Consider the following 14,986-nt stretch of genomic DNA (forward strand, 5'->3'; position numbering starts at 1 on the left):
CTGCGAACGAACGGTTATTCTATTATAAACGGGCGGTCGAACTGCTACAATCAACTGTATGGTTGTAACGGTTCGACCGCTTGATTTTATTAAATAGGATTCTTTAATCCAACTTATGAATAACCAGTCCTGAGCGGAGCTTAGGTTCAAACCAGGTGGTCTTGGGCGGCATGATATTACCGGTATCTGCAATATCCATCAGTTGCTTCATAGACACAGGATAAAGTGCCAGAGCTACTTTCATTTCACCGCTATCCACACGTTTCTTGAGTTCACCCAATCCACGGATACCACCGACAAAGTCGATACGCTTATCCGAACGCAAGTCCTTTATTCCCAAAATTTCGTCCAAAATTAAGTTGGAAGAAATGGTAACATCAAGTACACCAATAGGGTCATTATCATTATATGTTCCGGCTTTGGCAGTCAGGCTATACCATTTATCATTCAGGTAAAGAGAAAAGTTATGCAAACCGGACGGCTTGTATATATCCGCACCTTTTTCTTCTACAACAAAGTTCTTGCCTAATGCAGCAATAAACTGTTCGGGAGTCAATCCGTTGAGGTCTTTCACCACACGGTTGTAATCAATAATAGTCAGTTGGTTTGCCGGGAAGCAGACAGCCATAAAGTAATTATACTCCTCATCACCGCGATGATTCGGATTCAGCTTTGCCTTTTCAGCCCCAACCAATGCGGCAGCAGCGGAACGGTGATGTCCGTCAGCGATATACAGAGCCGGCATTTTAGCAAATTCGGCAGTAATGGCAGCAATGTCCTCATCCTGGTCAACAATCCAGAACGTATGACCGAAACCGTCGCCCGGAGCGATGAAGTCATAAACAGGCTTTTCTGCCGTATATTTCTTGATGATAGCATCCAACTTCTCATTATCAGGATAAGCAAAGAAAACAGGTTCGATATTCGCATTGTTCACACGGACATGCTTCATGCGGTCTTCCTCCTTGTCGCGACGGGTAAGTTCATGTTTCTTGATGACTCCATTCATGTAATCGGGAACATAAGCACCGACAACCAATCCGTACTGCGTTTTCCCGTTCATTGTCTGGGCATAGATATAATAGTTTTCCTTCGCATCCTGCACTAACCATCCTTTATCCTGAAACGCTTGAAAGTTCTCGGCAGCCTTGGCATACACCGGTTCGTCATGCTCGTCCGTACCTGTCGGAAAATCTATCTCCGGTTTGATGATATGATAAAGAGACTTTTCGTTACCTTCCGCTTCGATGCGGGCTTCTTCAGAATTCAAAACATCGTAAGGACGGGAAGCAACTTGTTCCACCAAATCTTGCGGTGGACGAATGCCCTTGAAAGGTTTAATTATTGCCATGATATTAGTATTTAATATGTAAAAAATAAAAGCCACAGATTTTTAATAAATCTGTGGCTCAAATATACTATTATTTCTACGAATATTATTTATTCACGCGGAATTTTTCGCAACCGTCTTTCAAGAAACCAACGATTTGTTGGGCAGCAGCAATACCTGCATTGATATTTGCTTCGGCAGTCTGTGCACCCATCTTCTTCGGAGTTGAGAAATAACGTCCAGCAAACTTCTCCGCAAATTCTGCGTTGGCGGCAGGCATGATGTCCGTGATATATTTGAAGTCGGCACGGTCTTCCATCAACTTAATCAGTTCGGCTTCGTTAATAACTTCCTTGCGGGCAGTGTTTACCAGCATGGCACCCTTCGGCATATCTTTCAGCAACGCATAATTGATAGAATTCTTGGTTTCGGCAGTTGCAGGAATATGCAAAGATACCACTTGGCAAGTCTTATACAATTCTTCTGCCGAACCAACAGCCTTTACCCCGTCTTTTTCGATTACCTCTTTCGGGCAGAATGCGTCATAAGCATACACTTCCATGCCGAAGCCTTTGGCAACACGAGCAACATTGCGACCAACGTTTCCATAAGCATGGATACCCAGTTTCTTGCCCATCAGTTCCGTACCGGACGTCCCGCTATAGAAATTGCGGACAGCATACACCATCATACCCAAAGCCAGTTCGGCAACAGCATTGGAATTTTGTCCCGGAGTATTCATTACACAAACATTGTGAGCAGTGGCAGCAGCCAGGTCTACGTTATCGTATCCTGCACCCGCACGAACCACAATCTTCAATTCCTTTGCAGCATCCAATACCTCAGCATCAACAATATCACTACGGATAATAATAGCGTTAGCATCTTTCACTGCATCCAGCAACTGAGCCTTATCTGTATATTTTTCAAGTAAAACAAGCTCATATCCGGCTGCTTCTATTTCTTTACGAATACCATCTACCGCAACTTTAGCAAACGGTTTTTCAGTAGCAACAAGTACTTTCATAATCCTTTCATTGATGAAGTTTTTCAAATTCCTGCATACAATCAATCAAAGCTTGTACGCTTTCTTTCGGCATAGCGTTGTAGCAAGATGCACGGAAACCACCCACAGAACGGTGTCCCTTGATACCTACCATACCTCTTTCGGTAGCAAACTTCATAAAGTCAGCCTCAAGGTCTTTGTATTCGGGAGCCATTACGAAACAGATGTTCATGCGTGAACGGTCTTCCTTGGCAGCAGTACCTACGAACAATTTATTGCGGTCAATTTCCGCATACAGCATATCCGCCTTTTCGATGGCACGGCGTTCCATTTCTTTCACGCCACCCTGAGCTTTAATCCAACGAAGGTTCAGCATGGCAGAATAGATAGGCACTACCGGCGGAGTGTTGAACATAGAACCACCATCAATATGAGTCTGATAGTTCAACATTGACGGAATGTAACGTGACACCTTACCTACTGCATCATTCTTCACGATAACAAACGTAACGCCCGCAGGAGCCAGATTTTTCTGAGCACCACCGTAAATACAAATATACTTGGAAACGTCAATCGGACGTGAGAAAATATCAGAAGACATATCGGCAATCATCGGAATCGGTGAATCAAGATCACTCTTTAATTCCGTACCGTAAATCGTATTGTTAGTAGTGACGTGGAAATAATCTGCATCTGTCGGGATTGTGTAATCTTTTGGGATATAAGTATATGTAGCTTCAGCAGAAGAAGCGACTTCTACAACTTCACCAAACCCCTTAGCTTCTTTCATTGCTTTTTTTGCCCATACACCAGTGTTGAGATAAGCAGCTTTTTTTTCAAGGAAGTTATAGGGCACCATGCAGAACTCCATACTAGCACCACCACCCAGGAACAGTACCGAATAACCTTCGGGGATATTGAGTAATTCCTTGAATAATGCCACTGCTTCGTCAACCACAGGTTGGAAGTCTTTAGCACGGTGGCTGATTTCCATAATAGACAGACCAGAGCCGTTGAAATCTAAAATAGCCTTCGCTGTGTCTTCTATCACTTCACGCGGAAGAATGGAAGGTCCTGCATTGAAATTATGCTTTTTCATTTGAAGTTTGTTTTTGGTTTAACAATTTCGTTACTTTTGTCTTTTGACCTTGCGAATTTACGATTTTTTTTCCGATACACAAATCTTTCCTTATAAAAATACTAGTTTGGAGCAGATTTTCCTTTCTTTTTATTGGTTTATACAGGATATATACACCATATTGTTATCCACAGATAACAAGTAAGAGATAAAAGTCGAAATATAAACATCAAAAGGGGGAATTACTAATAAAATGAAACTAAAAATGCAATAAAAACGTATATTTATTTAGCTTCTTCAATAATAGTCTTCATTCCTTTAATCTTTTCGCCTTGAATCAAGTTCAATAGTTGCTTGACCTTTGCACGCCGGACGGCTACGAACGCATAATGCTCCTTCACGTCAATTGCCCCCACATCTTCACGGATCAAGTTCCCTTTCTTATACAGGAATCCGGCAATATCCATCCGGCTCAGTTTCTCTTTCTTCCCTTTACCTATATATATGGTAGTCCAGACTGACTTCGGCGGACGGGAGGGATTTTCAGGCAATACAACCGTCTCTATATCTTCAGGGATATAATCGGGCAGTTTTTCTTCCTCATGAAGAATCAGATAAGACGTTCCCGTAGCATCCCAGCGCGCCGTACGTCCGTTCCGGTGTGTGAAGACTTCCTCATTCACCGGAAGATGATAATGGATGATATGCCCAATCTCCGGAATATCCAGCCCACGAGCAGCCAAATCGGTAGAAATCAACACATGGCAACTGCCGTTACGGAATTTATATAATGCACGTTCACGATCCGGTTGTTCCATGCCGCCATGAAAACGTTCGGCAGACAGTTTCTTATCCGCCAACAACTTCTGCACACGATCCACCGCATCCCGGTGATTACAAAAGACAATGCTCGAACTGCTTCCCAACGTACAAAGCAGATTATATAAAGTATCAATCTTGTCTTTCATTGGAGAAAGCACCTTCATCAGCATCAGGCGGGATTCCTGTTCTTCGGAAGCGCCCGGCAGGAAATTCAACTTAACCATCCGGTTCAGTCCTGCAAATTCGGGAATCTCTTCAGCGTCCGTAGCCGAAAGCAACATACGCTTTTTCAGTCCCGGAAGTTGCATGATAATCTCCGCCATTTCATCATGGAAACCAAATTCCAAAGACTTGTCGAATTCATCAATGATTAAAGTTTCAATGGTTTCAGGGCTGAAATTTCCCTTTGACAAATGATCGGTAATACGTCCCGGAGTACCAATAATAATGGCGGGATGACTCCCCAGGATACTCTTCTTTTCTTCCGCGATGGGATGTCCGCCATAGCAACAACATGTTTTCCAGGAAGTTCCCATAGCTTTAAACACGTTATCGATCTGCAAAGCTAGCTCACGCGAAGGAACCAGAATCAAGACCTGCACATTACCGTCGTCCGGCTTTAGGGTAAGTAATAAAGGCAACAGATAAGCCAGTGTCTTGCCCGATCCTGTCGGTGACAATAATATAACATCTTTCCTTCCGGTAGCTTGTTCAAGTGATGCTTTCTGCATCGGGTTCAGTTCTTCAATCTTCAAGTTACGAAGAGCCGACTGTATAATTTCATTTTTATCTAACATGGGGCAAAGATACAAAAAGGAAAAGTATGAAAAGGAAAACACGGTCAAACTTTAGCCATACCGGCCAAGATATAACGTCCTTTTAGATTATTCTCTCTCATATAAATGGTAACTTCCACTTGGCAAGCCGATATTAAGGCATATCCAGTCAACTCCGAGTTCATAGCTTTGACAAACGTGTACTCTGTATCGTCGTGAATAAAAGACATACGATGGTATTCCATAACCTGTTTTTATATATTAAAGTTCTTTTGTGTAGTCAAATATACGAATATAATAAATAAGTATAGGCAAAAACAGGATATTATCTTCAAAACGGGCACCAAAAAGCCGAATAGCATAGCAGAAAGACAGGTAGTAAAAAAAGAAGCGGAAAATCTGAAGAGCATATCAGCTTTTTCAGATTTCCCGCCCTGTTTCTTATGCCATCTTTCCAGTCAATTCTACCGACTGGAAATTAACTTCCGAAGAATTATCCACCGAAGTTATCGAACATCAAGTTCTGAGCCGGTACGCCAAGGTCGTCGAGCATCTTCTCAACAGCTTTCGACATCGGGCCAGGACCACACATGTAGTATTCAATATCTTCAGGAGCTTCGTGGTTCTTCAGGTAAGTTTCGTAAATTACGTTGTGAACGAATCCCGGAGTATACTTCACGCCTGCGGCATCAGCAGCAGGGTCCGGACGGTCGAGAGCCAGATGGAATGAGAAGTTCGGGAAGTCCTTTTCGATTTGCAGGAAATCTTCCAGATAGAACACTTCATTCAGCGCACGGGCACCATAGAAGTAAGACATCTTACGGTCAGTAGTATGCAATGTCTTGGTCAAGTGCATGATTTGTGCACGCAACGGAGCCATACCGGCACCACCACCAATCCACATCATTTCCTTCTTAGAATCGAAGATCGGATGGAAGTCTCCGTAAGGTCCACTCATGATAACTTTGTCGCCCGGTTTCAGGGTAAAGATATAAGAAGAAGCGATACCCGGCATCACATCCATAAATCCAGGACCTTGATCTTTCGGTTTGAACGGCGGAGTAGCGATACGTACTGTCAACATGATACGGTCACCTTCGGCAGGATAGTTGGCCATAGAGTAAGCACGGATTGTTTCCTCATCGTTCTTACACTTCAAGCCCAGCAGACCAAATTTCTCCCATGCAGGCAGATACTCTTCACCAATCAGGCTCTTGTCGATATCCTTGTCATAGTCCATTGAGAATTTAGGAATCTTAATCTGTGCGTAAGACCCCGGGATAAAGTCCATGTGTTCGCCTTTAGGCAGAGCCACGATAAACTCCTTGATAAACGTAGCTACGTTCTTGTTGGAGATAACTTCGCACTCCCACTCTTTCACACCGAGTACAGATTCGTCAATCTTGATAGACATATCATTTTTCACTTTCACCTGACAGCCCAGACGCCAGTGGTCTTGCTGCTGTTTGCGGCTGAAGTGAGGAACCTCGGAAGGCAGGATTTCGCCGCCCCCTTCGAGTACCTGGCATTTGCACTGTCCACAAGACCCCTTACCACCACAAGCAGATGACAGGAATACCCCGTTTACAGACAGCGTATTCAGCAAAGTAGAGCCGGAAGCCACTTCCAGTTCCTTTTCGCCATTGATTGTCAGTTTCACGTTACCTGACGGTACCAGGAAATTCTTGGCAACCAACAGGATAACAACAAGCAGCAGGATAACCACGAGGAATACCCCAATGCTCGCTAATATTAAATTCATATCCATTGTCTTATTCCTTTCTTTTTAGATGTTCAAACCAGAGAAACACATAAATGCGATTGCCATCAGACCTACAGTGATAAACGTGATACCCAAGCCCTTCAATGGAGCAGGCACATCAGAGTAAGCCATTTTCTCACGGATAGCAGCCAAACCGACGATAGCCAGCAGCCAGCCGATACCCGAACCCAGTGCGTAAGAAAGTGCGTCCCAAATGTCACCGATATATTTCGGGTCGCTCGGACCAAGGTTGATACGTTGCTGCATGAATAGGGAAGCACCCATAATAGCACAGTTAACGGCAATCAACGGCAGGAAGATACCCAGTGAAGCGTACAGCGACGGGCTGAAACGTTCTACCACCATCTCCACCAATTGCACGATACCGGCAATAACGGCAATAAAAAGAATAAAACTCAGGAAGCTGAGGTCGACGCCTTCAATGATAGCGTTGGCAGCCAGCACCCTGGTTTGCAACAGATAGTTGACCGGCAACGTCACCAGCAACACGAAAGTCACGGCGATACCCAGTCCTACGGCAGTCTTCACATTCTTCGATACAGCCAGGTATGAGCACATACCGAGGAAGAACGCGAATATCATGTTGTCCACAAAGATAGAGCGGACGAATAAACTTAATAAATGTTCCATATCTTCAATTAAGAATTAAGAATGAAGAGTCTCCTTCATCTTTATTAATTACTTTCTTCTTGCAGTTCTTTGTGACGTGCACGTTGATACCAAATGATACAAGCTACGATAATCAACGCCATCGGTGGCATCAGCATCAAACCGTTGTTCACATATCCAATGTTCCGGATGGGCTCATAGTTCAAGATATTGAAACCGAGCAACGTACCCGAACCGAACAGTTCGCGGAAGAACGCCACGATTACCAGAATCTTGGCATAACCCAGACCATTACCGACACCATCCAGGAAAGATTCCCAAGGACCGTTCTGCATGGCAAATGCTTCCAGACGTCCCATAAGAATACAGTTGGTAATAATCAAACCTACATATACAGAAAGCTGAACACTTACATCATAAGCAAACGCTTTCAGAATCTCGCTAACAATAGTTACCAATGCAGCTACCACAACCAACTGAACGATGATACGGATACGGTTGGGGATGGTCTTGCGCAACAGTGAGATAACCACATTGGCAAACGCTGTAATGACCGTCACTGAAAGTCCCATTACGATAGCAGGCTCCAGTTTTGCGGTAACAGCAAGTGCAGAACAGATACCGAGCACCTGTACGGTTACCGGATTATCTATTCCCAACGGAGCAGAGAATACTTCTTTATTCTTCTTTGAAAACAGTTGTCCCATATTCTTTTCTTCTCCTTATTATTTAGTTAAAAAACTCATATAACTACCCAGGCAAGCCTTCAGCATGGTATCCACACCAACAGAGGTGATTGTACCACCCGAAATACCGTCCACCTGATATTCAGGTTTCTCTACCTTGCCGTTCTTCACGACACCCAAAGTGATAGAACCGTTTTCCAGCGTCTTCTTACCTACGAACTCATTCTGGAAATGGTCAGTTGCGATTTCCGCACCCAGACCCGGAGTTTCACTTGCATGAGAGAAGTAAGTACCGTATACAGTATCCTTATCTTCGTTCAGTGCAACGTATCCCCAGATAGCACCCCAAAGACCGGCACCATAAACAGGAACCACATATTTTGTCTGACCGTCCACTTCACATACGAATACGTGAAGACGTTGTTGCTCTTTTGCTTCTTTCTCGTAGTTGGTAGCGAAATCGCCTGTATTTTCAGTCAGCGTGCCGTCTACGTTCATCAGCATATCACCTTTTACATATTTCTTATATTCAGCATCCGCATCTTTCACGTTCTTGATGTTCAATGCAGCAAGAATCTGCTTTTTAGTGTCCAACTGCACATTCTTGTCCTGTGTAGTTTTCAGCGAAGAACTAACGAATGCCAGCAGGAATGCTACGATAATAACCATTACCGAAGCATAAATGATAGTATAACTATTACTATTTGTATTCATTTTCATCCGGTATTTATTGGTTAGACTTTATAGCGCGTTTCTCGCGACGGCTGATATTACCCTGTACTACACAGTAGTCAATCAGCGGAGCGAAGATGTTCATCAGCAGGATGGCAAGCATCATACCTTCAGGATAACCTGGGTTCAGTACACGGATGATGATAGCCATCACACCAATCAGGAATCCGAAGATGTATTTACCTCTTTCCGTACGTGCGGAAGTAACAGGGTCAGTAGCCATAAATACTGCACCGAAGCAGAAACCACCGAGAACAAGATGTTCGTACCAAGGCATGTTAGCCATAGCATTGTTTTCCATGCCGATGGCATTGAATACCCAAGCCATGAATGCACCACCGACAAATACGGAAATCATTGTTTTCCAGCTTGCAACGCCCGTCCACAAAAGGATAACAGCACCAATCAGAATGGCAATCACACTTGTTTCACCGATAGAACCCGGAATAAAACCCGTCACCATATCCATGTTGAATGCAGGAACAGCACCAGTCGTAGCTGCTTCTCCTAACGGAGTGGCAACGGTCAGTCCGTCTACCGACTGTCCCAAACCGAAGATACTGTCGCCCGATACCCAAACGGCATCACCGGACATCTTGGTCGGATATGCGAAGAACAGGAATGCACGAGTAATCAACGCAACGTTGAAGATGTTCATACCTGTACCGCCGAATACTTCTTTAGCGAAGATTACAGAGAATGCAGTAGCTACTGCAAGAATCCATAGCGGACAGTCTACAGGAACAATCATCGGAATCAAGATACCCGAAACGAGGAATCCTTCCTGAATCTCTTCTTTTTTCCATTGTGCTACGACGAACTCGATGCCGAGACCTACTACATAAGATACGATAATTTTAGGCAGTACTGCCAGGAATCCGTAAGCGAACATTTCAATAAAACTACCGGTTGTGTTGGTAGCGTGAAAATGCTGATAACCTACATTGTACATACCGAACAGCAATGCCGGTACTAACGAAATAACCACAATCGACATGATGCGTTTGCTGTCAATCGCGTCGTGTATATGCGTTCCCGTTTTCGCAGTCTTGCTGGGCACGAACAGGAATGTTTCGAAGCCGTCGAACACCGACTGGAATGCGTGGAATTTGCCGCCTTCTTCAAAGTTCGGCTTTATCTTATCGAGATAATTTCTTAACGCTTTCATTTATTAAATTGAGAATTGAGAATTGAGAATTGAGAAATAGCTACGCTGTGTTTACCAGAAGACGATTTCATAAAGTCCCAACTATCATTTTTTAATTTTTAATCTTTTATTTTAATTCTCTTATACCATTTCCGAGCGGAGCATGTCAAGTCCGACACGAACGATGCGTTGCAGTTCCATCTTTGAGGAGCAGACGAATTCGCAGAGAGCGAAGTCTTCGGGAGCTACTTCATAGATGCCAAGCGCTTCCATACGGTCGATGTCGCCGGCGATGATGGCTTTAATCAAGAACTCGGGCAAAATGTCCATTGGAAGCACTTTGTCGTACTCACCGGACATAATCATATGGCGTTCGCCACCCTTGACACGTGCATCCAGTGTGTATTCTTTCTTTCCCATCAACCAACTGAAATAGGAACGGTTGGTACTAAACTGGTTGAAACGCGGCATAATCCATCCGAGCATTTCGTGGATATCGTCACCTTCGGGAATAACGGTCACCTGGCTGTGGAATGCGCCTAAGAAGCCGTTCGGAGATACCTGCTTTCCTGTCAGCACGTTGCCGCTGATGTAGCGCAGGTCTTTGCCTGTCGTCACGTTGCCGGCGAATACGTTAGTCAGCAGTGCGCCTACCTGAAGTTTGCAGTAAACGGGATTCAATACTTCGGAACCTGTCACGGCCACTGTGCGAGTGAAATCCACACGCCCTGTATTGAAAAGACGGCCGATAAAGATGACGACTTGCGGGTCGATTGTCCATACTGTCTCGCCTTTGGATATGGGAGCAATATGGTTGATTTGAACACCTACATTACCCGCTGGGTTCGGTCCGTCGAATGCAGTGATTGTAACGTTCTTAGCCTGAGTCAGTGCGGCAGCATTCTGCTTCACACTTATGTTCAGGTATGTTTTTGCCATCTTGGCAAGGGCATCAAGTCCTGTCTGGAAATTTGTTTCTTCACCTTTCAGAGCGAATTGGAAGTCTGGTGCCAGCGGATTGCTGTCGAACGCAGAAACGAAGATGCCTTTCGGGAAACCCGACGGGTCTGCGATGATGTCATAAGGACGCTGTCTGATGAATGCGAACAGTCCGGCATTCAGCAAAGCAGCTTTCACTGAATTGCCATCCATCACGTTAACATCCATTTTTCCGAACTCTTCGTAGTCCTGCTTTGCAGCAGCTTCCACTACAATGTTCAAAACCTTACGACGGGCTCCACGCTCTACACTTGTCACTACGCCGCTTACGGGCGAAACAAATTTTACTTCAGGATGATACTTGTCAATAAACAAGGGTCCACCAGCCATCACATACTCCTGCTCTTTTACGACTACCTTCGGTGTCACTCCAGGAAAATCATCGGGTACGAGTGCGTAAAATCCCGGTTCTTTCACTGTCGTGTACGTCTCTGCAGCTGTACCTTTCAGGTTTATGTCAAGGCCTTTGCGTAACTTTATTACATTTGCCATGCTATAAATAAAATAATGGTTTCATAAATTTGCCGCAAAAGTAATAAATAATAATGTGATTAAAGAGGAAAAAAGAAAGGAATTACGGAAAAATATCCGTAATTCCTTTCGTGGTCGCACACATTACATCTTTCTTTTGTCTTAAAAGAAAAGAAAGAACATCATTCAGCAAACATAGGATCCCAAGCAGGAAGCCGGACAGGCTTCTGTTTTAAGACTTCAGATACTTTTTTCGTTGCATACTTGGTTTCTATCACTAGGCGGAACATGTATTCGTTGAACCACTCGTCAGTCATGATGAGATGCCCTTGATAACCGGAGCCGGCTCCCCAACTGTTTTCAACCATCCATTTGGTTGGGTTTCCGTTTTTGTCAAGGTCTACTGCCATGAGCGTCATGGCGTGGCTTGAGCCGCTGGCGAAGCTTTGGATACGTTGCTTCTTGTTCATGCCGAAGGTTGTCCCCATAAGGGATTCGTAATCGTAGTTCTTAACATCCAGCAGACCACGGTCGGAATTGAGGAATTTACCTACATCGCAAGAGAAGTACATCATGGTGCTGTCTTTGAGAGAAGCTATTGCCATTTCTTTGATGTCCTCGATGGGAAGATTTACATAAGTCCAATTCTTGCCGTCGTAGCGGTGGCGATCATAATCTATCTCATAAGATTTGTAGTAGTCACGGCTGGGGTCATTCATGAGCATGACGTAATTATCGAGCAGGTTTTCATCGCCGTACTTTTTCAGGAAAGAAAGCGGGGTGTAAGTTTCGGTGGATACAGGTTTACCTTGGGCGTTGTACTCCGTCCAAGTGAATTCGGTGGGGGGGATACCCAGATTCAAGACCAGCATGCGGTAGATGGTTCCGAGCATTTCGGTTTTCGTTTTTTCGAGAGCTGCCGGTTTCGCACCTTTGGTGGCGAAGTCACGGAGTTGAAGCCCCTGTTCGCGGAGTTTCAGAGAGATTAGGTTCGCCATGCGGGACGTGTTTTCGCTACTGTTCGTTTCGGGCATCACATCTTTGGGGACAAGCCCGTATTTGCTTACAATATCAGCTACACCAGTGAACGTTCCACCATCACTCAAAGGATGACGGAAGAGCCATTCCACCATTTTGTCATCCATCGGTTTGTCGCTGGTGTCGATGATGCCTTGCAGGAAAAGGTTCGCCTTTTCCAGTTGGTCAAAGAAGAAAGGGTAAGTTTGCGAAAACTCGAATGAACTGAGGTTATGGCGGGCAATGGCCTTAGCACGCATCACGTTCAGACCGGTGAAGAGCCAGCAACGTCCAGAAGATTTCTGGTTGGTGACACCTTTGGAATTCACTTTAATGGAGAAGTGCGTGTCCATTCCTTGCAGGTTGTCCTGGTTGAGGGCTAGTTTACGGATGTCGTTGCTGCCGATGGCGTTGCGGATAGCCTTGTCACTTGAAGTATTCTGGTAACTCTGTTTGATTTGTTGCATCATGTCGTCGCTGATGCCTCCTTTTGCGTTTTGCGCTTGTGCAGAATAATAAAAAGCACAGAAAACAAAAACTGATAATATTCGTTTATTCATAAGTATAAATAGTTTATTAATCAATTACACCTCGGATATAATAATAGAAAATTGCAAATTTACGATTCTTTTTTAGAATTATTATCTAAGAGTATTAAAACTAATCAAAATAAAAGAGTTTTCTTTGCAGTCAAATTCCTCAGAAAGAAATTATGAAGAAATATATAATAGGTGTATTGATGATGTTTGCATCCATCAATATTATGTCGGCTACAGCCGACAGCACAGTAATCTCTTTGTCGGATTCTATCCCCGCCCTCTCCAAACGTGAGATACGCCGCCAACGCGTGGCGAAGCGAAATCTTCACTATAATATATTAGGTGGTCCCAGCTATACGCCGGACTTCGGTCTGCTAGTGGGCGGTAGCGCGTTGATGACGTTCCGAATGAATCCGAGCGACACCACCCAGCGACGTTCAGTGGTGCCGATGGCTATCGCGCTAATGTTTAAAGGCGGGTTGAATCTGATGACAAAACCGCAACTGTTTTTCAAAGGCGATCGTTTCCGTATTTTCGGGACATTCTCCTATAAAAATACGATTGAGAATTTCTATGGTATCGGATACAGAACCAATAAAGACTATCCCCGTGGAGAAAACACCAGTGAATATCGATACAGCGGCATCCAAGTGAATCCCTGGTTCCTTTTCCGTCTAGGCAAAAGTGACTTCTTCGCAGGGCCACAGGTAGATTTGAATTATGATAAAATCACCAAACCGGCAGAGGGAATGGTTCATCAGCCATCCTATATCGCAGCAGGCGGAACAGAGCATGGGTATAAGAATTTCAGTTCGGGGCTCGGCTTTCTGCTCACCTATGACACACGTGACATTCCCGCCAATGCATACCGTGGTATGTATCTCGATTTCCGCGGGATGATGTATAGCAAAGCATTCGGTGGTGATGATAATTTTTACCGTCTGGAGATTGATTACCGCCAATACAAGACTGTCGGAAAACGCAAGGTAATCGCTTGGACGGTGCAGACGAAAAACGTATTCGGAGACGTGCCACTGACGAAATACGCGCTTAGCGGAACGCCTTTCGACCTCCGCGGATATTACATGGGACAGTTTCGCGACAAGTCATCACATGTGGTGATGGCAGAATACCGTCAGATGATAAATACGGACAAAAGCACATGGGTGAAGAAGATGCTCAATCATGTAGGTTATGTTGCTTGGGGCGGATGCGGCTTCATGGGCCCTACTCCGGGCAAGATAGAAGGCGTTCTTCCCAATCTCGGCGTAGGCTTGCGCATTGAAGTACAGCCCCGTATGAATATACGTCTCGACCTCGGAAGAGATATGGTGAACAAACAGAATCTGTTCTATTTTAATATGACGGAAGCGTTCTGATGCAGGCTTATGGAAAGATTTTTAGTTCAACTATAAATATTCCGATTGGGTGCACAACCGTTCCGTTTCGGGAGCGATGGAAGTATAACAAATAACGTGAATTCGATATAACTTAAAACAGCGTAAATTGCCTGTCCTTGATAAGATTCACATCAATGGCAGGCTTCTTTTCAAAGAAACAGTACGCAGCAATAGCTGAAAGAACATTTGCTATAAAGCTGCTGAATGACCGGTGTCTTGAATGTTCAATCTGCGCAATATTCTTCAATTCATCATTAACCGTTGCAATCAATGCACGTTTGCGCAATAAAATCTTGTCCACCATACTCACCAATGAATTCTTCATATTATTTATTTATATTTATTCTCCTACATAAATATTACCAAGCAGTACAGTAGATATCTCATTCTTAGACTTATCTTCCAAGTAACTGAAAGCAATATAAACTTACTGTCCGACATACTCTGTCATCATATAAGAACCTACATTAACAGATGTGCCATTAAACATTTTATTGCGTTAAAGAACAAAAAAGAGGGTGTGTCAAAAGCTCAAAAACGCCCTCAATATAAATCAAAACTCGCAACTTTAGTGAAATACACTTAAGCTGC

12 protein-coding genes and 2 pseudogenes are annotated in these 14,986 nt (G+C 44.1%); 1 reads left to right on the forward strand and 13 read right to left on the reverse strand.

Annotation, left to right across the window (positions count from 1 at the left end):
• Positions 1–103: 103 nt before the first annotated feature.
• From NSB03_RS04460 to NSB03_RS04515, 12 genes and pseudogenes are all read right to left on the reverse strand, one after another.
• On the reverse strand, positions 104–1,351 hold the full coding sequence (locus NSB03_RS04460; RefSeq protein ID WP_024988089.1) for a DUF1015 domain-containing protein: 1,248 nt from the start codon (positions 1,349–1,351) through the stop codon (positions 104–106).
• 85 nt (positions 1,352–1,436) lie between these two features.
• Complete coding sequence (locus NSB03_RS04465; RefSeq protein ID WP_024988088.1) at positions 1,437–2,357, reverse strand: NAD(P)-dependent oxidoreductase; 921 nt, start codon at positions 2,355–2,357, stop codon at positions 1,437–1,439.
• Between the two features lie 7 nt (positions 2,358–2,364).
• On the reverse strand, positions 2,365–3,435 hold the full coding sequence (serC, locus tag NSB03_RS04470; protein ID WP_257466243.1) for a 3-phosphoserine/phosphohydroxythreonine transaminase: 1,071 nt from the start codon (positions 3,433–3,435) through the stop codon (positions 2,365–2,367).
• A gap of 263 nt (positions 3,436–3,698) precedes the next feature.
• Positions 3,699–5,033 carry a DEAD/DEAH box helicase gene (locus NSB03_RS04475; protein WP_024988087.1) on the reverse strand — a complete coding sequence of 445 codons (1,335 nt, stop codon included), beginning with the start codon at positions 5,031–5,033 and terminating at the stop codon, positions 3,699–3,701.
• Positions 5,034–5,077: 44 nt separating this feature from the next.
• A complete protein-coding gene (locus NSB03_RS04480) occupies positions 5,078–5,257 on the reverse strand; it encodes a hypothetical protein (protein WP_024988086.1) in 180 nt (59 codons plus the stop codon).
• Between the two features lie 248 nt (positions 5,258–5,505).
• Complete coding sequence (gene nqrF / locus NSB03_RS04485) at positions 5,506–6,780, reverse strand: NADH:ubiquinone reductase (Na(+)-transporting) subunit F (protein ID WP_024988085.1); 1,275 nt, start codon at positions 6,778–6,780, stop codon at positions 5,506–5,508.
• An 18-nt stretch (positions 6,781–6,798) separates the two neighbouring features.
• Positions 6,799–7,425, reverse strand: a complete 627-nt coding sequence (nqrE, locus tag NSB03_RS04490; RefSeq protein ID WP_024988084.1) for an NADH:ubiquinone reductase (Na(+)-transporting) subunit E — start codon at positions 7,423–7,425, stop codon at positions 6,799–6,801.
• Positions 7,426–7,469: 44 nt separating this feature from the next.
• Positions 7,470–8,111 (reverse strand): NADH:ubiquinone reductase (Na(+)-transporting) subunit D, encoded by a 642-nt coding sequence (locus NSB03_RS04495; protein WP_135038660.1) that lies wholly within the window; start codon positions 8,109–8,111, stop codon positions 7,470–7,472.
• A gap of 18 nt (positions 8,112–8,129) precedes the next feature.
• On the reverse strand, positions 8,130–8,804 hold the full coding sequence (locus NSB03_RS04500) for a Na(+)-translocating NADH-quinone reductase subunit C (RefSeq protein ID WP_162222298.1): 675 nt from the start codon (positions 8,802–8,804) through the stop codon (positions 8,130–8,132).
• A 13-nt stretch (positions 8,805–8,817) separates the two neighbouring features.
• Entirely contained in the window at positions 8,818–9,990 is a 1,173-nt protein-coding gene (locus NSB03_RS04505) for an NADH:ubiquinone reductase (Na(+)-transporting) subunit B (RefSeq protein ID WP_257466244.1), read from the reverse strand.
• A gap of 120 nt (positions 9,991–10,110) precedes the next feature.
• A pseudogene (locus tag NSB03_RS04510) lies at positions 10,111–11,582 on the reverse strand (Na(+)-translocating NADH-quinone reductase subunit A).
• Positions 11,583–11,621: 39 nt separating this feature from the next.
• Positions 11,622–13,016, reverse strand: a complete 1,395-nt coding sequence (locus NSB03_RS04515) for a C1 family peptidase (protein WP_121767359.1) — start codon at positions 13,014–13,016, stop codon at positions 11,622–11,624.
• A 152-nt stretch (positions 13,017–13,168) separates the two neighbouring features.
• Here NSB03_RS04515 and NSB03_RS04520 point away from each other — a divergent pair, with 152 nt between their 5' ends.
• A complete protein-coding gene (locus NSB03_RS04520; protein ID WP_024988082.1) occupies positions 13,169–14,374 on the forward strand; it encodes a BamA/TamA family outer membrane protein in 1,206 nt (401 codons plus the stop codon).
• Positions 14,375–14,486: 112 nt separating this feature from the next.
• Here the strand turns inward: NSB03_RS04520 and NSB03_RS04525 are convergent.
• A pseudogene (locus NSB03_RS04525) lies at positions 14,487–14,726 on the reverse strand (transposase); the annotation flags it as partial.
• Positions 14,727–14,986 lie beyond the last annotated feature (260 nt).

It is taken from the genome of Bacteroides acidifaciens (assembly GCF_024623065.1).
GTDB lineage: Bacteria > Bacteroidota > Bacteroidia > Bacteroidales > Bacteroidaceae > Bacteroides > Bacteroides acidifaciens.